Raw genomic sequence first — 23,533 nt, forward strand, 5'->3', positions numbered from 1 at the left:
GGCGGCCACTTGTTATTTTGCGTTGCAGCATGTAAAGTCAAAGATTGTTTTTTACGTTTTTCCATTTTTTAAGTCAACCTTTTAATCCCCATGGCCTTAATCGTTCATAAATATGGCGGCACATCGATGGGCTCAACTGAGCGCATCAAAAATGTAGCCCGGCGCGTTGCAAAGTGGCATGATGCCGGCCACCAAATTATTGTGGTTCCTTCCGCAATGTCTGGCGAGACCAATCGTTTGATTGGTCTCGCCAAAGAGCTAATGGATCAACCAGATCCGCGCGAGCTCGATATGATTGCCGCCACTGGTGAACAGGTATCCGTCGGCTTGTTATCAATGGCCCTGTTGGCGATTGGAAAAAAAGCCGTCTCTTATGCCGGCTGGCAAGTGCCGATCAAGACTGACTCTGCGTTTAACAAGGCGCGCATTCAATCTATTGATGACGTCAAAGTGCGTCGCGATCTGGATGCAGGGAAAATCGTTATCATTGCCGGTTTTCAGGGCGTGGATGAAGACGGTAATATTGCCACGCTGGGACGCGGCGGCTCAGATACATCAGCGGTTGCCGTGGCTGCTGCAATGCAGGCGTCAGAATGTATGATCTTTACGGATGTGGATGGTGTCTACACAACTGATCCTCGTGTGGTTCCCGAGGCACGACGACTGAAGACAGTTACGTTTGAAGAAATGCTGGAACTGGCTTCGCTGGGTTCAAAAGTTTTGCAAATTCGATCGGTTGAATTTGCGGGTAATTACAGAATGCCGACACGGGTGCTGTCGTCGCTGACTGATCCGATGATACCGCTGGAAATAGAAGCTAATTCCGGTACACTGATTTCGTTTGAGGAAGATACACATATGGAGCAAGCCGTTATTTCTGGTATAGCATTTAGCCGCGATGAAGCCAAAATTACCGTACTGGGAGTGCCTGATAAGCCAGGAATTGCCTATCAGATTCTTGGCCCTATTGCGGATGCCAATATTGAAGTCGATATGATCATCCAGAATCAATCAGTCGAAGGCAAGACGGATTTTACTTTTACGGTGCTGCGCAATGAACATACCAAGGCGATGGATGTTTTGAACGAAAGCGTTAAGGCGCACATTGGTGCAGCCAGCATTGTCGGCGATACCAAAGTTTCGAAGGTATCTGTGGTCGGTGTCGGCATGCGCAGTCATGTAGGAATTGCTTCACAGATGTTCCGTACCTTGTCTGAAGAGGGTATTAACATTCAAATGATTTCTACTTCTGAAATCAAGATATCAGTTTTGATTGATGAAAAATATATGGAGTTGGCAGTGCGTGCCCTGCATAAGACCTTTAATCTGGAAAATGCATAAAAAGCGCGTCAAAATGCGTTTTAAGGCATAGATTTCTTGACCGATTGCATCCGAGAAGATATGATCCTTTTCTTTGTCGCAGCAGGTAATTATTCCCGCTAAGACGTGGAGACTTGGCCGAGTGGTCGAAGGCACTTCCCTGCTAAGGAAGCATATGGGCTTAAACCTGTATCGAGGGTTCGACTCCCTCAGTCTCCGCCAGTATCACTAAACCCTTGATTTTTCAAGGGTTTTTTCATTTTTGGTGCTACCCCATCCTGTCGACGGTGCTACCCCGGAGTGTGTATGGTGTAGCGTCGCCTGATTATATTTAGAAATATTCAGAAATATTCTGCGTATTTCTGAAAAAGGCTAACTTGCCTATCTGTACTCCGGACATACACATTGTTCAGGAGTATTAATATGGCTACCGTTGTTCGTCTTTTCCCTCAGCAGCATCCTGCCGCTCAGCCCTTAACAAAAAAACAGCATCAGACTGCTTCCCGTCAATCGGCCACGGGCAGGGCATTTCCCCCGTACCTGGCGCAGCGCAACGGCGTCTTCTACTTCAAGCGCAAGGTTCCGGCGGACTTGGTGCAGGGTTTCGAAAACCACTCCCAAGTATGGAAATCGCTCGAAACGACGGATTTCGTCCTCGCCTGCAATGCACTGTCGAAAGAATCTGCCGCATTCGAATTGCGGGTCGCCACCGTTCGCCTTCGGTTGCTCAGTGACGGCATCGCGGTGAAGCCGACGTTGAACGTCATCGAGTTGCGGGAGGACATGATTACGTGGTTGATGCAGCGTTACTACGCCCATATGCTGGAACGTGAAGAAAAGGAACTGCGGTCGATGCGGCCCATTTGTATGGCTGACATGTGCCAGCGCAAGGCCGATGCCGATGCGGCGTTGAAGTATTACCAGCTGGCGCAGGCTTGCGAAAACTACGAAGCGGTCGAGGAGACGGCCAGCCAGCTTCTGGACGGTGAAGCCTTGTCGGCCCTCCCGGATTCCGCCGCGTACAAGCTACTTTGCGAAAAGCTTTTGGCAACCGAAATCAACATTTTGGAGGAGCAGCGTGCCCGCCTCGATGGCAAGAAGAAACCGACGCCTCCAGAGCCGCTTCCCGTGCGCCTGCAGCCGACATTCAGCGACTATCTCAACGTGTGGCTAAAGGCCAAAATACGGCCGACTAAAACGCGCGATACGGTATCGCACATGTTTCAACTATGGAATGAACTGATGGGGCCCAACCCGGCATCGTGCATTACACGCGGCGACGTCAAAGCCTTTCGCGACATGCTATTGGGTAGACAGCTTTCTACGGAAACCATCAAAAACCGGCTCGGGTTGATGCGTGCGGTAGTCAACGCCTATCGCGATGAAAATGACATTAAGGAGGGGCGCAACCCGTTCGAGGACATTGAAGTCCCGGATAACGGCCAGCGGCAGCGCGTTGAGAAAGACCGGCGTGCATTCGAGATGTGGGAGCTCAACCAAATTTACAGCAGCCCGGTTTTTACCGAACACAAATTGCCCAGAGGGCAGGCAGGGGAAGCCGCCTATTGGTTGCCCCTAATGGGCCCGTTCGTGGGTGCCCGCATCGAAGAACTTGCGCAGATGCGTATGGTCGACATCGAAATCATCAACCGCGTCTGGACTCTGCGTATCTGCAATCTGGACCCGAAGACGCAGAAATTAAAAACGAAGAATAGTTTCCGCAGAGTGCCAATTCACGACGAGCTCACCAAGCTCGGTTTCCTACGCTACGTGTGTGAGCTGAAACGCGGTGGTGCTGAGCGCCTGTTCCCGACTTTGCAAAATAACAATAAATACGGTATCTGGTCCAATGCGGTCGGAAAATGGTTCGGAAAGCTGTTGGGAAAGCAGTGGTTGACGACGCCCCAGCTGGATTACCACTCGTTCCGGTATGTTTTCAAGCAACGTATGACGCAGTGCAAGGTCATTCCGGAAGTCAGGGATGCACTGACCGGTCACTGGCTGGGAAAAGAAAGTGCGGGGAGGGTGTATAACAAAGGTGCCAACTGCCAGTATGATTTCGTCATGCTATGCGATGCTATCAAAAGTTTGCGGTATGACGAGCTCGACCTGTCGCATCTTCATGTGGACGACCCGTGGGATAACGTGGACGCCAAATTGTTTTATCTCTAGCAGAAATTTGCCGCTTCAATCCTGGCAATAAGATGCAATGCAATGCCGCGGAGGGAATGGCTCCGCGGCATCTCTGCAATACACTTCTAAAGCCCAATCGACCTGGGATTCTCGGATTTTCTAAAGCCTTGCGCTCGGATAGGAGACAATCCGAACGCAATGTTGCCCCAAAGCGTCCCCTACAGCAATAACAGCGGTGATGGTGCCGCGTTGCGCTCCAGGTGGCACCTGACACCTGCTCAGAGCACATAGTTGAAAGTACATCACGGATCTAAAGTACATTATGTGTCTATCCGGGCAAATTGGGCCGAATGCCATGACATCCAACAAGGACTAGCACGGCTTTAGCAAGTAAAACCGTGCATTTTCCCAACTAATCATTGAATCGGAAAAAACCGTTTTTCCTGTCTTATCATTCTTGCTATCTTGCTTACAGGATACTGCTAAGTTTGTTGCGTAGCCATTTCCCGATACGATTTGCGAAAGTGTGTCGCATAAGAATTTTGGCCATTACATCCGTTCATAGCTTGACGCTAAAATTGCAAACTGTCGTTCAGCGCCATCGTTGCTGCGCAGGTGCGCATAATGTTTTCAATTGGCTCTGATTGCGATTGGAACACTGTTGGCGATTAAGTCGATAACCCCTAACTGCACTACGTAACTAGGATAAAGTTCATAGCTGGCCCTGCAGTGGACTTAGGGGCTTCGCTTAGACTTCATGCCGATAGCTTCTGTCACAAAGACTAGCGATTCACCATATTCGCCAGCTCCGCCAAGTGCACGTTATGCTGATTGAACGCCTTGTCTATTTTTTCACGGTCATATCGTATCAAAACAGTTTCCAAGCGGTCATGAAGAAGATGCGCCACACCGCGAAAATTGCTCGGTGACTTATTAAGAGAATAGGTGGCCACAAGGTGGCGGACGCCATGCGGGCCAAACGAATGCACTTCGGGGATGTGTCGCTTGGTAATTCTCGTAAATACTATGTCTAATGTGAGATGCTTTCCTCCTGTCAGCCCGTTAGGGAAGAGCCACTCGCTGCACGGCTGCTGTCTGACCAGTACCGGGCGATATTCAGTGAGGTAGTCTTCAAGCCGCTCGGCAAGGTCAGTCAGGCCAAGTTGCGAATCATAATCAGTAAGCGACGAACCTCCGTCGTTTTTGAAATTGTCACCAGATAATCGTACGTGCCAGTGTCCATCAGCATGCCGATAAAGATTCCCGCTGTTGTCGTCGCGCCAGCGAATCAAGCTGACCGTTCGAATCCGAAGTGGATTGCTGATTAACAGCATGACAAGTAATGCATTACGTTTATGCTCCGCTTGCGTTTTGCTGCCAGGTGCAGCTTCAGCTGCAAGTTCATCTAGTCGGTTAATTGCACGAAACAAGGGGAGTAAAGGCTCCTTAAGGTCAAGTAGCGGGCGTAGTGGTTCATCAGGGTCCCTGGAAATTTGTTTTGCTACTTTTTTCCATTCCATCGCCATTTTATAACCTGTTGCGCAGAAAGCGTGCCAGCTATTTTTGCCGAGCAACTCGAGCGGGATGCTGCTAGCAAGATGGGGTTGTTGCCAAAGGTATCCTGTGTGTTCACGTGTAAGCTCAGCCACGAACGCGGCAAATGCGCGGTGACCGCCGTGAATGAGGCCATTTGACCCCGATTTCATGAACCGGAAGTATGCGTCAACGTACTTAGGATTTGCTAGGATGGCTAAAGTTTGAATTTTCTCCAGGGCAATACCTAGACCGCTACGCCAGACAGGTTCCCTCGGGAATTTTATCCCTGCCTGAATCTGCTTTTCCTTAACCTGTTCGGCCCAACCGGCGGGGGGCGTGGGTGAGAGGCAAAGAAAGCCCATAAAATAGCGAAGTCGTTCAAGTGTAAAGTTTGCGGTTTCGCAACCCATGCCGTCCACCATGCATATGGTCTCGGGTCGCGACATGAGGTCATTTTGGGGAAGAACTCGCCACGATGCATTTCGTTTTAATTCCGGTGAGATACAAGTTTTGTAGTCTACGAAGTTTTTCCATTCTGCCAACCATTCTGGGCTGAGGCTTGACAGCGGTAGCCCATAGACTTGGCGCTGAACCCGCTCACGAAACGATATTGGGGGCGGTGTAGCAACATTCTCATCGGGAGATTCTGTTGGAAGAAGTGATTCAAGATGGCCGTGCCTCAGTCCAAGCGCATTTTCCAAGCGACGAAGAGAGGGTAATCCCCTAACGTTCGGAAATGCGCCGGCACCCCATCGATGCATCGCAGATGTTGAAATGCCGAATTTTCGTGCCAAGCTTTTCGGAGGAAGGTCCTGCAGTGCCAAACAACGGCGTAGTTCGGCATGAAAAGGGCGCTCTTTTGTAGGCAACTGTTGGTTCTGAATTTCTTGCACCGTCAGGTGCCAGGAACGTAGATGGGACTGGCGGTCAGACCTACTCTTTGGGTTATTTTCCCATTGCAAGAGATACTCACGGGAGCGCGTCTCAAATTGCGCAATAAATTCTGGCCCAACCCGATTTGCCTCGCATTTCCCTAAAAAATTAAGGAAACTGTTCAGTGTTGAGCGATTGTTTCGAAAAACCTGGGTATCAATGGGGGGAGTGCTGCCCGCAGAAGAATTGTCTGAAATGCGAAGGCGATGGAGTTCAATAAGTTGTGTATACGTAAGGTCCATTTCGGGGTCGGCCCCGACGGCACTCAATTGGGATAGTCGCATTGCGTTATGAACATACGTTATGTCGTAACGCAAATTTTTTAAATCATTGAATTTAAATGACATTTTTAATTTCATACGAACCCCTGATTTGAAGTCAGGTGTGCGGCTTTGCGTTATGGCCTCCCCAATGAATACCGGCAGGTGTTTTAGAGTTAGTCGGAATATGTATAGCAATCAGCTTTAAATGTCCGGACGAGAAGCGCTGGGGAGCGCAAGGTTACGTCCTCGAACGGGGGACACCGCTGACGTTCGGCTCGAATCGCCCTGATGGCCGGTTGACGCCGGTTTGGTTTGGCCTTGGCCTGCGAATATGGATTCTGGTACCTGAGTGGAGTCGCTGATGGGAATGTAGGACCGCGAAGTCGGGCGGCTATCGCGCGATACGAGCGACACGAAGGTCTCAATCCAGATATTACTTTTCCGAACTTACTGGCTTACATGCAGCGGCTCTGAAATGGCCACTTTAAATCCGAAACGGTTGCCAAGAGCAATGCGATTTTTCGCCGATTAGCGGAGAGAAGAATAGCCGTAGATGTTTTTAATACCGTGGGGCCGACGGGAGTAGGTGTCAGGGTTCGAGGTCCTGGCCTTACGTCAGATTCAAGTGTAGATGTAGGGAAGTAGCTCAGCTGGCAGTGCGCGTAACTCTGAATCACGAGGTCGTCGGTTCAAGCCCCACTACCGCCATGCAAACATATCTGCACCGAAGCACAGATGCACAGGTTCGTGCGTCTTTATCTCAATGGAATGCGCTTGATGACGCCGTGGCTGATAGCTACTTGGTACTACCAAAGGCAGTCTCTTTTTCGCTAAAATTCCAACGGGAAGGCATCAAATACAATAACCTCTCTGATGATGAGGAAGAGCATTGGGACGCGCTGGAATGGGATGAGGACGGCACAACCCCTGACCAAGTTGACGCTGCTGCAATGAATTGTTAATCAGCTTCCAATTCTTTTCACCTGTCAGCGTTGATAATTATTAATGCGACATGGCACTGCCAAGGACATTTTGAGAAATGCCTTTGGCAAAATGGCGTTGATTATTGGAAATAATCACACGCTGATTAACACAATATTGAGCAGAATGCCGGGCTAGAACCTGGCAATCTTGGCCGTTACAATCTTGCGAATACAGCACAATGCAATTCCTTTTATCTCAATAAAACATCATGAGAGCAAGAGTGTGTTCAAAAAATTTAATTCGTTCGACGCCATAAAATATCGGTCATCGAAAACAATATCCAGCCGCAAAGGGTTCGCCTGGCCAACGGATGCGGCCCAGGGAAACGATTGGTAGCGCGGAATCGGGGGCATCACGCCAGTCGTTGCCATTAATGACCTCGCTAGGGCGGCACACCAAATTTCAGGGTCATATACCTCGAAAGGTTTCCCTTCCCGCACATCGTCTGTGTTAACAAATTGCAGATATCCTGCGGGAACGCTCAGCCAAATGTTTGGGGATTTTAGGTCTTTGAGGGTTGTGAATTCGTTCGCAGCCGCGTCCGCTTCGCGCTGGAGTAAGCGAAACAGGTTCGCGGCCGGTAGTTGCTATCCTAATTTGAGATAATGCAGCTTTTCTTCAGGTCATTTAACTCAATAAATCCATTAACCACGCCAATCACATCTCGCGTTTGTCATGATGCTTCTGTGGCTTAGAGTGACCATATAAACCATGAATCGTCCATCCCCTGCTGCGGCCATCCGCGACGCTGCACTTTTTCTCGGGCAAGCAACCCGCATCCTTGTCTTGTCCGGCGCAGGTCTGTCGAAGGCTTCTGGCATCCCAACCTATCGTGATTCTGGCGGTCTCTGGGTAACGGGGGATAACCTCAAATACTCCCATATCGACGCTTATCACGAAGACCCCGTGTCTTTTTCCACTTTTTGGGCAGCGAGGCGAAAGGAAATCGCTTTTGCGAGGCCAAATGCCGCCCACCTGGCACTGAAAGAACTTCAAAAACACAAGCGCGAAACAATGCTCGTCACCCAGAACATCGACGGGTTATTGCAGCAGGCGGGGTGTGAGGGGGTGCTGGAGTTACACGGCAATTTGATGTCCTCTCGCTGCGGCGGGTGCGGCACATCCGGCACGGGGTCGCTTGCCGAAATATGTGTTCACTGCTCCGCGCCGATGCGGCCGGACGTCGTCATGTTTGGCGAAGCATTGCCGGAAGAAGCGCTGTTTTCTGCCGAAATGGGTGCAAGCCAGTGTGACGTGATTCTGGTTGTTGGAACCACCGCAGCCGTCTACCCCGCCGCAGAGTTACCCGTAATCGCTCTTCGCCATGGAGCCAAGCTCATCGTGATTGATGTTGAGCCGCCACTATTGGCGAACGCAGCGGAGGTTGTACTGGAAGGTAAAGCTGAAGACCTCTTGCCAGAACTCGTGGAGCGGGTAGTTCGTGAGATTCGGCGTGAATTAGATACCACTGGGCGCTTTTGAACCGGTTGAGATAATGCCAGTTGTGCGTTCGAAGTGTACTTGCGGGGGAGGCAAGTCAAACATCAAAAATCCACACGCAGGCAAAACAGTATTGAGAAAATGCAAACGGGCCGCATTTGCGGCCCGTCAAAATACTGCTTTGCTCTGCTAGCTATTGATTACTTCTTTGTAGCCAGTGATGTCGTTTTTTCTACTGCTTTCGAGAACTGTTCAGTTGTTTTAGCAACATGCGCTTCCACAGTTTCATTGGCTTGCTTGGCAGTCTTGCTCAGTTGCTCGTAGCCGGCACTTGCATTATCGATGGCCGATTTCAACATGGCCACTACCTGTTCGGAACCAGCAGGTGCGTTTTTCGTAACTTCTGAAACCAGGGCAGTTACCTTGCCTTTGGTTTCGGCGACTTGCGCTTCAACTGCCTTGCTGAGTTCGGCTTGGGTGCTGGAGGCGATTTCAGTCAGGTGACGACCGTAAGACTGCGCTTTTTCGGCGCTCAGCTTCGACTGTTCGGTAACCAGTGCCAGGAACTCCTGTGCGTCTTTGGCAGCAATCAGTTGCTTTGCAGCCGCAGTAGATTCTTCTGTTGATGCTTTGATAGCAGCCAGGTTCAATGCGACAACTTTTTCCACCGAACTTACAACTTTGTTCGTGAGTGCGTTGAATGCCTCGAATTGGTTATCAAAAAGAGATTTAGTAGCGGTTGAGAATTGTTGGGTATTTGAGAACATGATTTTTTCCTTTGGATGCGATGGATAAAGCAGCCTTCCGGTAAAATGGTGCGCTGCAACAATTTGTATTCTACCGGAAGATTTAATGCTGTCCACAGTTATTTGCGAATAATTTTGGAAATTATTGGAGGGTACCTCCACACGTTCTCGAACGTGTTCCAAAGTGGCCAAGCACTGCAGACTTCTCCGGTCATTTTCTGGGCAACCGTCATGCAAAGGCTACCTTGCTGTTCGGTGCTTTTGCACTGCGCTGGAAAATTCGACCATGGAATGATTGTGACAGTGCGCTGTTATTAATCATTCCCAGTTGTTGGTGCTGGAATATTTCCCGACCGCCAGCTACGGTAGAGCTCGATTACAGACCCTAGTCTGCGAGCAAAAAAATTTCAACATGCTGAAGAAATCGGACAGACGAAAGATACTATTGGGTGATTACATCTTGATGACATGGTGACTTTTGCAGTGCAAGGTCGATTGGAAAGATTTCATCGATTGGCGGAGCGAGAACTTCTAATGCTGGGAGGGCAACGAACTGATAACCGCAGCTCCAGTCAATAGACCGCCAGAACCTGATATCCGTACTGATTCTTTTGCCCATCAGCCCGGGGCAGTGCATCAAGCGGTCACAAACGTACTGGCCGCTCGCCAAAGAAACCAAGCTGCAGACTCCCGGCAATGCGGTCAGCGGTCTGTAAAATTTTAATCGTGGCATCATCGCCATAAAGATGCGTTACTACCATTTTAAACAGAGATAACCATCGAACGAAATGCTCTTTCTCTATTCCCTTAAGCGCCATATGTTTTTCGTAGACGTTTCCTTGGAATCTTCCCGTACTGAGCAAGATTGTTGACCAAAAATCGACCATCCTAGGCATGTGAGTCGACCATCGCCCCTGCAATGCATTCTCGAATACCGGTCCCAGGACTTCATCCTTTCGTACAGCAACGTAAAAAGTGTCGACGAGAATACGAATGGATTCCTCTGTTATAGCTTGAAATTTCAGACTGTTCTGAAGCGTACCGGATTGCAGCATCGTTTTCCCTGAGTTCTCACAAATAAGAAAGTTACATGGCAGACGCCAAAGTCCACCGTACGCCTTAGTTCAAGTAATCCAGCATTTCAGGCCCGAATACTTCCCGATGCAGTCGTGTCACTGGTACGCCAGCCTCCACCAGACCTAGCCATTGCGCTTTCATGAAACCAAACGGTCCGCACATGTAGACGTTGGCCTCAGAGCGTGGCCACATAGGAAGTCTGGACACGTCCATCATCCCCTCATGAATACTTCCATCGCTTGTTGCAATATCAGATGTGGATTCATAGAACGTGACGTTCTGAAGGTTAGGCATCAATGCTTTTGCCGCGTTTATATCGGTTTGGTGCGAATGATACTGTTCGTCACGTGCTGCATGCGCAAAAATTACAAAGCGTGATGGATGCACTTCCGCAATACGATTCAACACCGAAATCATCGGGGTGATGCCGACACCAGCTGATATCAGAACGATAGGTTCAATTGACTCCGTATCGGGGATAAATTCGCCGAACGGGTGCGTAATTTGCAGAATGGTACCTGATGCGACGTTGTCATGTAGCCAGTTGGATACTTGTCCTTCCGGCGTTTCTTCCCCGGCTCTTTCGCGCTTGACCGAAATCCTCAGGAAGTCGGCGTTGGGGGCGTCTGACAGGCTGTATTGTCTGAGCTGGCGACTGTTATCTTCGAACTCGACTGAGACGCTGACGTACTGCCCGGGTTTAAAACTAGGCACAGGCTGTCCATCTGCTGCTTGCATGGTGAAAGAGGCTACTTCTTCACTTTCCTTGTTCACCTCTGTCACGCGCATGTTATGCAACTGGCCTGCCGCGACACCGGCATGGGCGTAAAGCTTTTTTTCTGCCTCAATGAAAAGTTTGGCCAGACTTCTATACGCCTCATCCCAAGCTGCCAACAAAGGTGGCGATGCGGCATCACCCAAGGTCTCCTGAATTGCTCCGATGAGATGGCGTCCCACAATTGGATAGTGCTCCGCAGTGATACCAACGGAAGCGTGTTTGTGGACAATTCGATTCACCACAGGCCCAAGAGCATCGGTGTTGTCGATATTGGCTGCGTAAGCAAAGACCGCGGAAGCGAGTGACTGCTGCTGGGCGCCGTTTGCCTGATTGCCCATATTAAAAAGATTGGATAACTCTGGATGCGCAACAAATAAATTACGGTAAAACGTCTGGGTAATTGCCAATCCATGTTCGCGTAGCACAGGTACGCTGGCATCGATATAAGGGCGTGAAGCGGATGAAATCATTATTTCTCCTAATTGTTGCATATTAAATGCAACTTAAAGTACAAAAAAAAGCCGGTTTGGATGGGCGGTGCTGTCAGTTAATCGATGCGTCAGTTCTGGTGTGCAGTGACTGGCTGAGAAAAGTGCGATGCATGAGCACAATCTGTTCCCCTGTGGCCCCTTCTGCAATGTCCCGCAGCGTATAGGCATTCATCGCCTCATAGAAAGCATGAAGACCTACCTGTAAAGCACCACGAAGTCCGCAGTTCTGATTAAGGCGGCATGCTTGGCCGTCACAATCGACTAACTCCGCATCACCTTCTAACTCACGCAGAACGGTTCCAACTTTCAAGGCTGATGCGTCAATGCAAAGACGCATGCCGCCGTTGCGTCCGCGGGTCGTTTGTATCCATCCGGCACGTGCAAGACGACCGACCACCTTCACCAGATGGTTAACTGATATGTCAAATTGAGAAGCGATTTCTGCAACCGTCACAGACGATTGAGCCTCGCGAACGCGGGTGAGGTAAATAAGGACACGAAGTCCAATGTCTGTGAAGTGGGTTAGGCGCATTGCAGGACCATTGAAGAAGCATGGATGCATTCTATCAAATATGCATATTCAATGCACCTTATGCAGTTTCTCTGTTGATTCCACCGGGTGGAACACACCGCTATCCATGGGAATGCCGGAGTACGAATTTTTCCGTACCCTATCAAGTAACCCAATAAGGCACTGGCAACGCAGCGTAGCCTTAGACTCGTTACTTGATTGGGATAATGGACTTTACGCCGTCAGCCTTTCCAGACCCGCTCCAAACCGGTGTCGGCATGAATCCACCCACCGCGGCTACTTTGCCGATAATAGAAACCTACCCCGCCTTGGCGGAAGCTGCGTATCAAGCCACCTAACACTTCCGAGTCCAATTTTGCGAAGCGGATGTCGGCCGCGCGTCCTTCCAGGTGCAACGATTTGCGCGCCGCCGGCACCCCTGTCTCGATTAAAGCTTGGTTGGACGCTGCGGTGCGGTATCCCGATAAGATTTCCAGCGGCTGGACCATCCCATAGCGCGCAATAAAGGCTTGAGTGCACCAGAGCGTTTCGAGTAACTTAGGGTCAATCGGTGCAGTTTGCTTACCGTGTACATCGCGTAACAGATGGCATAGCTGCTGGTAAGCAGATTCTTGGATTTCCCCGTCTTTCCAATACAACAACTTGGCACGCTCATTGCTGGCCGGGCGTATCACGTTTAATACCCGAGGTTTCAACCAGAATTCCAAATCCAATAGCTGGGCGTCAAAGAGGTCTGGTGGTGGTTGCGGTGGGAGCAATGCGGTGCGCGGCTTGGAAATGTTCGGCGTCTCTGGCGAGAGCGTCGACGATGTTGCGGATGCAATCTTGCAAAAATATAATCCCGATGAACCCAAAAGCAAGCTTTGCTTCAAAAATTTTCGACGTGAGGGCATGAAAGTTTTAAACGTATGGTGGATGTTGGGCCCTAAGGTGGCCCCTGAGAAGCAAAGAAGAAATAAACGGGTGTGTTGTGTTGGGGGCAGTGTGAATAATTCCGGCGGTCAGGCAAACGTATCTGCGGTCGGCCACAATTGTAGACTTGCTTTTCACTTTTTGGCACCCTGAATCAAAGGGAAAACCTTGATGAATCGTTACGGGTAGGCTGCTAGAGACACGAGTAGCTGGTCGTGCCGACTTTCGGGGAAGTAACCTCTTTCCTAAAGAAGATTTACCGAAAAGATTCAAGTAGCCGCCGCTTAAACTAACTTGACACTTGCCAAAGCTTAGTTTACCAAAGACATCAACTTCCAGTGTGGACTTTTGTGTCGACATGGGACAGCCGCCATTCCCGCAGTTGTTCCCGTACCACTTCGTCAAACACGCCCAGTTCCGAGTCGCAAATGATGAGTTCTCGCAGACCTTCCGGAAATTCGCTGGAGTAGTCGTGGAGCATTCTGTAGTCTGCCAATTTATACTGGTCCACGGGCCACTCCACGCTTTCCCAGCGTGACAGGTCGCGCGGAGTACCGCCGGCTAACCTTTCCGCGAGCGGACCCAGCCAGTCGCTTAGTTCATCATCACCATGGTTTTATCTCCAGTTTGTTGGAGTCGATGAATTTTTGACCCATGGCGCCGATTTTAAGTGACCCGCTTTATTGGTTCGAAAACTCGCATGCAGTAAAGGTGTCAGGGGTCTTGCGATGAGTCAGTAAAAATCGACGGCCTGGGTTAGTTTAGAGTCGGCCCCAGCAGCGTCTGTTCTAATTTCACACTGGCAGCATCGAGGGAGTGGCTTCTCAACAATACTGCAGTTCCTAGAGCCTGATGCACGTAGATGGCGGACGCAATTCGGGAGTCACTAGAGGATAAGTTTGCAGATGGAAAATACATCGCAATGTGGTGCTCTAGTTATCGAGGTGACGCTGAATTTTCTCTGCAGTTGTGACTGCAGAAGGTTCGAGTGATACGAACTAATGCATTGTCTACACATTTCAACTTCGTAAAAGATGCTTTCCAATGGCCCAAAAACTCCCCATTCATCCAAGTAACCCCAAGCGGATTTGCTGGGGCTGCGACAAATATTGCCCAGCCGATTCCCTTGCATGTGAAAACGGCTCGGACTGCACACAGTATTCGGTTGAACTGTTTGGAAATGATTGGCTTGATTGAGGCCTCGATGCTCCTGCCGAACTGTCAGAATCGGAAGGGCGCCTGGACCTCAGCGGCAAATCTCAGACGTGAGATAACAGGCAAGGGTGCTTATCCCTGGGATGATGGACAGCCCTGCGTTGGAGAATGTTGTTGGCCAAAAAGGTAAGAGGCTGGATTACAGTTTTAAGCCAGGTCCATTTCACGCACGCGGCCCCGGCGCATGGTTTCAACATGTTCCCGAATCGTACTCGCGAGCGCTTCCGCATCAGGAACTGCCCGAATCACAACGGTGGGGTGGGATTTATCGGAGGTCTCCAAAATAATGTTTGCAACCGAGAACAACCGGAGAAATAATGGTTGTTCAACTGTAAAGTCTTTCACACGATAGAGTTCCAAAGTACTCGACTCCTTGTTAAGCACACCGCTGCGCAGCCGCAATCGTTGCGTGGTCAACTCGTACTGAGTATTGCGAACCACCAGCCATTTCCAGAGCAAAATAAATACAGGAATAATCAACCAGAAAAACAGGATGCATAAAACATAGGTTCCAAGGTTAATTACTTGAGAAGGTGTTCCGGACCAGATAGTTTGCTCTTGAGACATGTTTGCGCTTTTAGGGGTGCCTGATATGGGAGTGGATTGCAATTCTAGTGCAAATCATCTTATCAGTTTCATACCGGGCCAGGAAAGCACGGGAATGTGTTAGCGCCGGCCGCCAAGTGAGCAATCTGTCGGGAAATTACTAAACCAGGCACATGCTTTCCAAGTTATTGTCATTATTGCGATTTGTGAACAGTGGGGCAACTCAAAATCTGCATCTGGAGCGACTGGCGGCAACTCTCTATACTCCTTAAGTTATGCGCATACAACTTTTCTCCGACCTTCATTTAGAACGTTATCCTGACTTCTTGCCCCAGTTCGCTCCCGACATTGACGTTTTGGTACTCGCGGGTGACATCGGCTCTTATCAATGTGGCTCGCGCCTGACGACCGACGACTTTGGTCTGGAACGATTTTCACCACTGCGGCCGGGCTCAACTTGTCCGAAGGTCCTATACGTACCAGGCAATCACGAATTCGACTCACTTGAGTTCGATGAAACGTACGCCCGACTCCGCGAGACTTGTGACCGTCTCGGCATTACCTGGTTGGAGCGGGAAGTCGTAACACTCGGACGTGTTAGATTCATCGGCACCACATTGTGGAGTGACTTCGAGGCACTCGTCGGCAACCAGACGAGCATGACCAAGCGAATGCAGTTACTGGAAAAAGCCTACCGTGCTGCGAACTATTATTTGAGAAAAAACACAACGCTGAAGAATGGAGAACCCCTTCTGGCAGAGGGCATCCGGGAGATGTCACTTGAATGCCAAGCTTGGCTTCGGGAGGCACTATCTGTGCCATTCGACGGCACAACCATAGCGGTCACGCACTTTGCACCCAGCCTGCGCAGTGCCGACCCGCGATACGGGCATACGCCGGGCACCTCTGGCTTTTGCAGTGCGCTAGACGACCTTTTCCCACTTGCGCACGTCTGGATGCATGGACATCTTCATTGCCTGAATGACTATATTGTTGAAGGCGAAAAGGATGGACAACCGTGGGCATGTCGAGTCGTTGCAAACCCGCTTGGCTACTTCAGTAAGGGCGAACAGGCGGCATTCAGGGAAAATCTCGTCATCGAGGTCCCGTCGTAATCACCAACGGAAACAAGTTACTGCGCTTATTTATTGAAAAGCAGCGGCAGCTTCCTGCCTCCCATTTGAATTCAGGATTACCTTCCCGTTAATGCTGCTTGGCCTAATATCGTCCTTTATAGGCTAAAGGTGTCGCGTACCTACGCGTAGTCACTCTGTAAAATTTTGGGCAAGGTCAACAGCCGACAGTCGAACTCGAGCCTATTCGAGTATCTAGCATGTCCACTGAGATGGCGACGTGCGGCATCTTCTCTTTAATGGAGAAGTCATCAATCAGGCTTTGCGCGTACTCGGTCTTGTAGGTCGCCTTGTCATCGAACTACACGCTGTACGGCGACATGAGCAACCGGGTCATGACCATCCTGCGCGACTTTAGTCCCCATATGGAAGTCTATTCAATCGACGAGAGTTTTCTGGACCTAAATGGTCTGGCCGGCCACTGGGATTCCATGACCGCTATGGGGCAATCGATACGCCACCGGCTGCGCCAATGGACCGGGCTGCCGGTCTGCGTCGGTAGCGCCCCCTCCAAAACTCTGGCCAAGCTGGGGCCAATCATGTCGCCAAGAAGCGTAAGGAGTTCGACGCGTGTGTGATTTCGCTGCGATGACGGAATCCGAGCTGGACGCGCTGTTTGCCTCCATCGACGTCGGTGAAGTCTGGGGCGTCGGCGGCAAAATCAGCGCCCGCTTGCGCACCATGGGGATAGAGACCGTCAAGGCTTTGCGGGATGCTCCCCCCGCATGGCTGCGCACGCATTTCGGTGTGGTGATGGAACGCACCGGCAACGAATTGCGCGGCATCTCCTGTCTGGAAATGGAGGAGGTAGCCCCACCCAGAAAGCAAATCATGTCGTCGCGTTCGTTCGGGACCATGGTGACGACGCTCGATGAACTGTCAGAAGCGGTGGCCACCTATGTGGCGCGGGCGGCCGAGAAGCTGCGGCAGCAAGGTTCGGTGTGCGGCGCCATCCATGTATTTATCCGCACCAATCGATTCCGGGAGCGCGACTTGCAGTATTCGAACGGCATCGTCATCCCGCTGCCGAATCCGTCAAACGACTCCATGATGCTGACCAAAGCGGCATTGTTCGGGCTGGAGCGGCTATTCCGCGAAGGTTATCTGTACAAGAAAGCTGGTGTGATGCTGATGGCTTTAACGGATGCGAAAAAACGTCAAAGTACGCTATTCGATGATGGGGCAGAGGACGCACGCGCGGCAAAACTCATGGGTGTTCTGGATGCGCTGAACCGGCAGCATGGGAGAGATACCGTGCAAATAGGAGCTGCAGGTATCCAGGCCAGATGGGCCACGCGCGCGGACAATCGCACGCCAAAGTACACGACCAGCTGGGATGAGGTGCCTGGCGTGTGGGCCAGGTGAGTCAAACAGCAAAAATCGACTAAGCAGTAAGCAGGCGAAAAGGGTATAGAAAAGATGGCAACGGACCGCAATAGAAGCCCGCCAGAAGTAATTTTTGTTGGAGTCACACCTGGCTCGGCTGCTGCTATTTATTGCTAAGAAATTAGCAATTGCGATTTTAGTGACAACTCACGACAATGAATTCGATGAAAGCATTCGATGAATTTAAAGGAGTTCAGTGTCCCGGCATCGCCAATAGCGTTTGTGCTGATTAGACCTTCACATTCGACACAGGTTTTAAGCTTGTTGAACAGCATTCTGTTGTGGCCCCACGTGAATTTGCCTGCAAGCTGTGATAGTAATCAACTGAAATTCGAGTCTAGCTGATGAGTGCCAAGATTACAGCTTTCAGCTAGAGATGTTAATTTTCACTAACCCGGCAGTGCTTCTAAATCCGAATCCATAGCTACCTCCTCAAATTCATCCGTTTTTTGCCCTGCTTCCGTGGGTAGATACGCTACGACTGTCCGGTACTCAACGTGAATGCTGGTTATTGATGCATCTGCGCTACTCGGCTGTATTCCATGCGCTTCAAGTGTCTCAATAACGTCTCGAATAACATCGTCACGGTGAAGAACAAAAGTTGATGCGAAGCATCGCCAGAAACGCCAACCAGCACGCTCAAGAATTCGTTGGCGTCGCATATCGCTGTCCCATTGGTCAGGCCCGTGGTATCGGTCCCCGTCACATTCGATTGCCAAGCGACTATCGTTTTCGCCCTCAATGACCATGTCAATCCGATAAGACCCCACTGGAATTTGGGGAACAACGCGATAGCCGCGCTCAACTAGGATGTCAAAAACCTCTCGTTCAAATGGCGACTCACAAAGGTCTCGAAGGTTCACAATCTCATCTTCGCTTTGGAAAAATGGCGCTTTGAAGTGTTGAATCAATTTTGCCCTGAGATGGTCTGCCTGGCTGAGGTCCTCTAGTTGAAGGCTTCTGACCAGGTACATCCGGTCACGTGCCCGAGAGGCTGCAACATTAAAGCGCTGTGCGACCATATCTTGAGTTTGCGCGTGAGCATTACCAGGTGAGGCCACCATAGAAAGAAACATGATGTCTCGTTCCTTACCTTGGAAAGTTCGAGCATCCCCACAGGCGATTTTGTACTGAGTAACAACTTGATCGCCAAGCTCTTCGTTGAGCATTTTCATGACTAATAAAGCCTGCTCATTACCAATTAACGAAACGACTCCAATTGTTCGGCCAAAAAGTTTCGGATTCTCAACAATGCACCTGATTTCGTCAACGATGAAGCGTGCCTCTGGGTGGTTCACATTCTTGTTGCGATACCCATCAGATACATAAATATCGACCAAGGGCGGGTCAAGCCGTTCCGAGACTTTCGGAAGGCGAAGTGGATTTAACTCGTGGTTATAGAACTCGCGCTTTGAATACTCAATAATCGGAGCAACGCACCGGAAATGTTCCCTGAGCATGACGGCACTTTTCGTAAAAACTACCTTGAACAGGTCATAGATAGACCGTTCTGGGGTCATCTGGGGACGATAGATATCTACCTGATTCACCAAAAATCGGGTCATCAGGTTCCTGATTTTACTTTCTTCGAGACCGACCCCGTCAGGCGAAACCTGCTTATCGTCACCTACGACCAATACCTTCTGAGCTCGACGAATCGCGGGTAGGCAGAACTCTTATCATCCAGTAACCAGACAATTATTTCCTAGTTTTTCAAAGATTGCATATACAACGAATGTAGAAATTTCATACTTTAATAGTTGTAATTAAACTTAATTTACACTCTAACCAGTCGTCGTATTCGTAACGTAGGACGATTTAAAGGTCGGCTATTGGCCGACATGGCAACTTCCGGTGAGGCGTCCCGTCTAGTCAATGGGGTTGCCGGCATGAGTAGAGTTAAAGGATATTGGCTGGAAGAGAGTCTTGACACTTTCTACCGGCATCAACACTGATAGCGAAAGAGAATATTTTTATTGATGACCGAGCTAGTATCCGGTAGCGAGTTCTTTAGCACGGGACTGGTGATAAAATACGCCATCATTAGTTGCCATGTGGAAATATTTTTATCGTATTATTTTATTACTATTCATTACCCGACTCGCTTTGTAAATGCATAGCGCCCCATGTCTAGTTCCAAGAGTCGACCGTACCGCAATCGTTTGCTGCTGTTTTCTTATAGTTGTATTGAACTGATTATCGTCCTATGACCGACAGCAATCCAGTTAAACGCCTGACCCAGAGTTTTAACGTCTTGCGTTTCTGCAGGCCCTTTCTTTGTTGGTATAAAACAGCTATTGGACACACGTTGTCTGGGTTTGAACTATCCAATAGCAGCTCTATTAGTGAAAATATTTAGATTCACGAACTAACAGTCGATACCAATAGTGAAAAACGATACACTTGGTTGCGCCCTCAAAGAAATTGCTTTTTTGTAGTAGTAAAAATATTATTGGCGTGTCTTTATTCGCATAAAAGGACCATATAAATGGATGATGCCCTCAGAGGCCTGAAACGAAAAAACAGCCATGCTTAATATTGATGAAGATATTGATAACCCGCAGCTTTTTACGCACTTCGGCACAACCAATCCTTTCTGGAAACTGGCAACCGACAGCGACGCGCTGCGACTTTCGGGAGAAGATAGAACTGCCATAGTGGCAGTAGAGCTCTCTTCTGAACAAGCCCAAGAACTCCGCGCCATGACTGGGGTCACTTCCAGCTTGGCGCTGTCGGTTGCTATTTTTGGTACCCCAATTCAACTCCATCTGGTTGGACGCAAGATAGACACTTGGATGTGGGGTGGCACCGCTGCACGCTATGATGATACAAAGGCTGTTGCCCGAGATTTGGGAAACAGCCTGACTTTCTCTGAAAAAGTCGTATCTGAAGTCAATTCGCTGGTTATCATTCTTGATGCTGCAGGTAAAATCAAAAGGTTCAATCGTTTGTGTGAGGAAGTCACGGGCGTGATGGAAGCTGATGTGGTAGGGAAAAACGCATTTGACCTCTTTGCTAATGAACAACAACGCGAAGACATCCGGGTTAATGTCCAGGATTTCTTTACAAAAGGTGTGACGTCCGGAACGGTGCGCCCCATCAACACCAAAACGGGTGTGCGCATGATTCAGTGGCGAAACACTCTCATGGAGTCCGGAAACGGTGTGCCAGAGAAATTTCTTGTTTGCTCCGGCACCGATGTGACAGAACAGCTACTCGCGCATTCCCGTTTGGCCGAGTTAGCCAATAACGATGTGTTGACCGGTCTACTGAACCGCCATGCCATTCAGGAGAAAATCAAGGCCGCAGTCACGTCAGAAAATGCCGAATCGTTCGGGTTGATATTTCTCGACCTCGACAACTTCAAGAAGGTAAATGACTATTATGGACATCTCACCGGCGACGCTCTCATCAAGGAAGTGGCCGGCGCCCTTGGCACCTGTCTGACTGATAACGATGTGCTGGCGCGCCTGGGGGGCGACGAATTCTTGGTTATAGTCGGAAGCCCATCGCAGGATACGGTGGAAGCAACAGCGCAACGCATCCTGAACCGTATGATGCGACCGTTCGCACTCAAGCGCGCTGAAGTTTATTCTAGCTGTTCGATTGGTATCGCCATGTTCCCGGCGCATGGCTCCAGCCTTGAGGAGCTGGTGCGCAGCGCCGACACCGCAATGTACGTCTCTAAAGAAGAGGGCAAGCGCACATACAGGGTGTTCTCGCCGAACATGGATAACAAGGCCAGCGAATATATATGGCTCGACACAAACATGCGTCACGCATTGGAGGAAAATCAGTTCGAGCTGTACTACCAGCCAAAAGTATCCCTGCTATCTGGTAAGGTGGACAGCGTCGAAGCGCTGATTCGCTGGAATCACCCAGAACGTGGTCTGATTACACCAGCGTCATTTATTCCGTACGCAGAAGATTCCGGACTGATTGTCCCGCTGGGGAGGTGGGTGATGAATGCGGCTGCCAAGCAGGCCGGCGTCTGGAAGAAGCAAGGATTGAACCTGCGTGTTGCCATCAATGTCTCCGCACGGCAATTGCGTATCCCCACGATTATGGAAGATTTTACGCATGCAATTCTTACCAACGACATGTCCCCTTCGATGCTCGACATTGAATTGACAGAGAGTTGTCTCGTGGAAGACGAGAAGTTGGCGCATCGTTTAATTCGCATGTTCCGCGAACTGGGTGCACATGTGCATTTGGACGATTTTGGTACCGGCTACTCGTCATTGTCGCAATTAGCCCGTTTGCCGCTTGATGTCTTGAAACTTGACGGTAGTTTCATCCAGTCTATACACACTGACGCCAAGATGAGAGCGCTAGTACGTTCGATGGTGGTTGTGGGGCATGAGTTGAACCTGAAAATAGTTGCCGAATGTGTCGAGACCGAGGAGCAAGCCGATTTCCTGCGAAATATCGGGGTCGACTACGCGCAGGGCTACCTATTTGGTAAACCGATGAAACTCGCCGACTTTCAGGCATGGATGCCAGTTTCGCCGAATAAAGTGCTGCGCCTCATCGCATAGTTCCACCGAAATCTGGTCGCGAAAAAGCCCCGGAAAGTCGTAGATATTTCGGGGCCTTTGCTTTATGTTTACAGAGGAATCGCGAGAGCGATTACTCCTGTGTCGCCAACTCGATTATTTTTGGTGGTATTCATATTTGCTCTGTCAAATATATTGACTGTCTATTTGCGCAACGTGGATGAGGTCGGCTACGTAAATATTCAGAGGAGAATTCATTCGGAATCGGACGCCCCTCCATGATGAATTTTGGATTCGGTCGGTCGCGCAAACATTTTGCGAAACTAAAATAGCCCAGTACCCGTTTTTAGCAATTATGCCCTGCAGTCGGCGCCGCAGATTCTTCATTAGCTGCGGGTGTTACCGCCGCTGCCAATGTTTCAAGGGTCTTGCCGCTGCGCCTATTCTGGAGCAGAACCAGGCGCTCCATGTAGGCGAGGTCTTTCTCTTCCAGAAGAAATGCAGATTCAGCCCAGTCTTCGGTGATGTCGAGCAGTTCAATTTTAGTGAGGGGAAACACACGCCGGCGGGTACGCAGCATTGCACGGATTCCATTTAGTTTTGGGCGCATCCCATCGATGAAGGTACGGGTCGCCTTGTAAGCTTCCCCCGGCTCAAATACGCGGTCTACCAATCCTTTCCCATGATGCCATTCAGCGGTATGGGCTTCGCCGCCACTAATGAGTTGCTCCGCCAGACGCATATGCGCCTTTCGTGCGACCAGCGAATAGCCCCCCATGCCCGGATACAGATTGAAGGCAATTTCGGGAAAACCCAACTTCACGTCTTTTTGCGCCAACACGTAGTCGTGTGCCAAAGCTGTCTCAAAGCCACCCCCAAGTGCGCTTCCTTCTACCATCGCAATGGTGATGGCCCCGACCCCAAAGCCGGTTATCACCTCGTGGACTGCATCAATGCACGCACGCGCATACGCCTTCAGAGATGCGCGCTCTCCTGAACGGATTTGGCGTGCAAAAAAAGATAAGTCACCACCGAGGTTATACAGCCCCGGCACCGTGGAGCCGGTCACCCAAAATTCAATAGGAAGATTCGAAGCGCGCGCGGCGCGCGTCAGATTGGCGATGTCCTTTAGGAGCTCAAAACTGACGCAAGGGCGTGGATGAGCTTGCAGCATCATCCACATCACATTACGCTCGGCTTCATACCATGCTGACATTTGGGTAAGGATACCTGCTTCGATGAAGCGTCGGGTTTTGGGGTGGTTTAATAAAGGCATTTTGAGGACTCATAAAATAGTAATAGGAGTCAAGATAATGACCAATACAGATGCGTCTGAATAGGTGTGTTGGCACCAGTCGTCAATTGACCGATACCGGAATATTGTTGACCTAGGCTCATGCCTTGCAAACCTTTGCCATTACTGGGTTTTTGAACTTAAATATAGGTCAGTACAACACTGGCATCTAGGTCAATTTCGGACTCGCAACAAAGTTGCCAGCATGATTGCTTTTGGCGATGGGAAGGACAGCCGGAATTGGAGGATTTTCCAGAGATTGCAAAGATAATCATTGAATAGTTTCGAATCGAATTTTACTATCAGTCTGTTTCGTTC

At 49.9% G+C, this 23,533-nt stretch carries 20 protein-coding genes and 1 tRNA gene; 11 read left to right on the plus strand and 10 right to left on the minus strand.

Annotated features, from left to right (window positions below; genetic code table 11):
• Nucleotides 1–90: 90 nt before the first annotated feature.
• From FKCLFG_RS07435 to FKCLFG_RS07445, 3 genes are all read left to right on the plus strand, one after another.
• On the plus strand, nucleotides 91–1,341 hold the full coding sequence (locus FKCLFG_RS07435) for an aspartate kinase (RefSeq protein ID WP_472615570.1): 1,251 nt from the start codon (nucleotides 91–93) through the stop codon (nucleotides 1,339–1,341).
• Nucleotides 1,342–1,448: 107 nt separating this feature from the next.
• Nucleotides 1,449–1,542: transfer RNA gene (locus FKCLFG_RS07440), tRNA-Ser, on the plus strand.
• Nucleotides 1,543–1,743: 201 nt separating this feature from the next.
• Nucleotides 1,744–3,492 carry a DUF6538 domain-containing protein gene (locus tag FKCLFG_RS07445; protein ID WP_472615571.1) on the plus strand — a complete coding sequence of 583 codons (1,749 nt, stop codon included), beginning with the start codon at nucleotides 1,744–1,746 and terminating at the stop codon, nucleotides 3,490–3,492.
• 743 nt (nucleotides 3,493–4,235) lie between these two features.
• Here the strand turns inward: FKCLFG_RS07445 and FKCLFG_RS07450 are convergent.
• Complete coding sequence (locus FKCLFG_RS07450; protein WP_472615572.1) at nucleotides 4,236–6,281, minus strand: hypothetical protein; 2,046 nt, start codon at nucleotides 6,279–6,281, stop codon at nucleotides 4,236–4,238.
• A gap of 222 nt (nucleotides 6,282–6,503) precedes the next feature.
• On the opposite strand from FKCLFG_RS07450, the gene FKCLFG_RS07455 reads away from it, so the two are divergent.
• From FKCLFG_RS07455 to FKCLFG_RS07465, 3 genes are all read left to right on the plus strand, one after another.
• On the plus strand, nucleotides 6,504–6,659 hold the full coding sequence (locus FKCLFG_RS07455; RefSeq protein ID WP_472615819.1) for a peptidoglycan-binding domain-containing protein: 156 nt from the start codon (nucleotides 6,504–6,506) through the stop codon (nucleotides 6,657–6,659).
• 233 nt (nucleotides 6,660–6,892) lie between these two features.
• A complete protein-coding gene (locus tag FKCLFG_RS07460) occupies nucleotides 6,893–7,147 on the plus strand; it encodes a hypothetical protein (RefSeq protein ID WP_472615573.1) in 255 nt (84 codons plus the stop codon).
• A 733-nt stretch (nucleotides 7,148–7,880) separates the two neighbouring features.
• Nucleotides 7,881–8,651 carry an SIR2 family NAD-dependent protein deacylase gene (locus FKCLFG_RS07465; RefSeq protein ID WP_472615574.1) on the plus strand — a complete coding sequence of 257 codons (771 nt, stop codon included), beginning with the start codon at nucleotides 7,881–7,883 and terminating at the stop codon, nucleotides 8,649–8,651.
• A gap of 158 nt (nucleotides 8,652–8,809) precedes the next feature.
• Here the strand turns inward: FKCLFG_RS07465 and phaP are convergent, their stop codons facing one another.
• From phaP to FKCLFG_RS07495, 6 genes are all read right to left on the minus strand, one after another.
• Nucleotides 8,810–9,376 (minus strand): TIGR01841 family phasin, encoded by a 567-nt coding sequence (gene phaP / locus FKCLFG_RS07470; RefSeq protein ID WP_472615575.1) that lies wholly within the window; start codon nucleotides 9,374–9,376, stop codon nucleotides 8,810–8,812.
• Nucleotides 9,377–9,999: 623 nt separating this feature from the next.
• A complete protein-coding gene (locus tag FKCLFG_RS07475; protein WP_472615576.1) occupies nucleotides 10,000–10,410 on the minus strand; it encodes a group III truncated hemoglobin in 411 nt (136 codons plus the stop codon).
• Between the two features lie 64 nt (nucleotides 10,411–10,474).
• Nucleotides 10,475–11,680 carry an NO-inducible flavohemoprotein gene (gene hmpA / locus FKCLFG_RS07480; protein WP_472615577.1) on the minus strand — a complete coding sequence of 402 codons (1,206 nt, stop codon included), beginning with the start codon at nucleotides 11,678–11,680 and terminating at the stop codon, nucleotides 10,475–10,477.
• A 73-nt stretch (nucleotides 11,681–11,753) separates the two neighbouring features.
• Nucleotides 11,754–12,233: an RrF2 family transcriptional regulator gene (locus FKCLFG_RS07485; RefSeq protein WP_472615578.1), complete on the minus strand. Its 480-nt coding sequence runs from the start codon at nucleotides 12,231–12,233 to the stop codon at nucleotides 11,754–11,756.
• Between the two features lie 221 nt (nucleotides 12,234–12,454).
• The gene (locus FKCLFG_RS07490) at nucleotides 12,455–13,105 is read right to left on the minus strand and encodes a YcbK family protein (RefSeq protein ID WP_472615579.1); all 651 of its coding nucleotides are present in this window, start codon (nucleotides 13,103–13,105) and stop codon (nucleotides 12,455–12,457) included.
• A 368-nt stretch (nucleotides 13,106–13,473) separates the two neighbouring features.
• Nucleotides 13,474–13,626 carry a hypothetical protein gene (locus FKCLFG_RS07495; RefSeq protein ID WP_472615580.1) on the minus strand — a complete coding sequence of 51 codons (153 nt, stop codon included), beginning with the start codon at nucleotides 13,624–13,626 and terminating at the stop codon, nucleotides 13,474–13,476.
• Between the two features lie 563 nt (nucleotides 13,627–14,189).
• Between FKCLFG_RS07495 and FKCLFG_RS07500 the strand changes: the two genes are divergently transcribed.
• On the plus strand, nucleotides 14,190–14,342 hold the full coding sequence (locus tag FKCLFG_RS07500) for a DUF3079 domain-containing protein (RefSeq protein WP_472615581.1): 153 nt from the start codon (nucleotides 14,190–14,192) through the stop codon (nucleotides 14,340–14,342).
• Nucleotides 14,343–14,507: 165 nt separating this feature from the next.
• On the opposite strand, the gene FKCLFG_RS07505 is transcribed toward FKCLFG_RS07500, so the two are convergent.
• Nucleotides 14,508–14,927 carry a PH domain-containing protein gene (locus FKCLFG_RS07505; protein ID WP_472615582.1) on the minus strand — a complete coding sequence of 140 codons (420 nt, stop codon included), beginning with the start codon at nucleotides 14,925–14,927 and terminating at the stop codon, nucleotides 14,508–14,510.
• 254 nt (nucleotides 14,928–15,181) lie between these two features.
• On the opposite strand from FKCLFG_RS07505, the gene FKCLFG_RS07510 reads away from it, so the two are divergent.
• The 3 genes from FKCLFG_RS07510 (at nucleotide 15,182) to FKCLFG_RS07520 (ending at nucleotide 17,404) form a co-directional block, all read left to right on the plus strand.
• Nucleotides 15,182–16,021, plus strand: coding sequence for a metallophosphoesterase (locus tag FKCLFG_RS07510; RefSeq protein WP_472615583.1), 840 nt, complete (start codon nucleotides 15,182–15,184; stop codon nucleotides 16,019–16,021).
• A 308-nt stretch (nucleotides 16,022–16,329) separates the two neighbouring features.
• Nucleotides 16,330–16,617 carry a Y-family DNA polymerase gene (locus tag FKCLFG_RS07515; RefSeq protein ID WP_472615584.1) on the plus strand — a complete coding sequence of 96 codons (288 nt, stop codon included), beginning with the start codon at nucleotides 16,330–16,332 and terminating at the stop codon, nucleotides 16,615–16,617.
• Nucleotides 16,610–17,404, plus strand: coding sequence for a DinB/UmuC family translesion DNA polymerase (locus FKCLFG_RS07520; RefSeq protein ID WP_472615585.1), 795 nt, complete (start codon nucleotides 16,610–16,612; stop codon nucleotides 17,402–17,404). Before FKCLFG_RS07515 ends, FKCLFG_RS07520 begins: the two co-directional genes overlap by 8 nt.
• A gap of 410 nt (nucleotides 17,405–17,814) precedes the next feature.
• Here the strand turns inward: FKCLFG_RS07520 and FKCLFG_RS07525 are convergent, their stop codons facing one another.
• On the minus strand, nucleotides 17,815–18,990 hold the full coding sequence (locus tag FKCLFG_RS07525; RefSeq protein WP_472615586.1) for an AAA domain-containing protein: 1,176 nt from the start codon (nucleotides 18,988–18,990) through the stop codon (nucleotides 17,815–17,817).
• 972 nt (nucleotides 18,991–19,962) lie between these two features.
• On the opposite strand from FKCLFG_RS07525, the gene pdeR reads away from it, so the two are divergent.
• Entirely contained in the window at nucleotides 19,963–21,963 is a 2,001-nt protein-coding gene (pdeR, locus tag FKCLFG_RS07530) for a cyclic di-GMP phosphodiesterase (protein WP_472615820.1), read from the plus strand.
• 304 nt (nucleotides 21,964–22,267) lie between these two features.
• On the opposite strand, the gene FKCLFG_RS07535 is transcribed toward pdeR, so the two are convergent.
• On the minus strand, nucleotides 22,268–23,197 hold the full coding sequence (locus FKCLFG_RS07535) for a crotonase/enoyl-CoA hydratase family protein (RefSeq protein ID WP_472615587.1): 930 nt from the start codon (nucleotides 23,195–23,197) through the stop codon (nucleotides 22,268–22,270).
• Nucleotides 23,198–23,533 lie beyond the last annotated feature (336 nt).

The sequence above is a fragment of the Gelidimonas denitrificans genome (genome assembly GCF_055694065.1).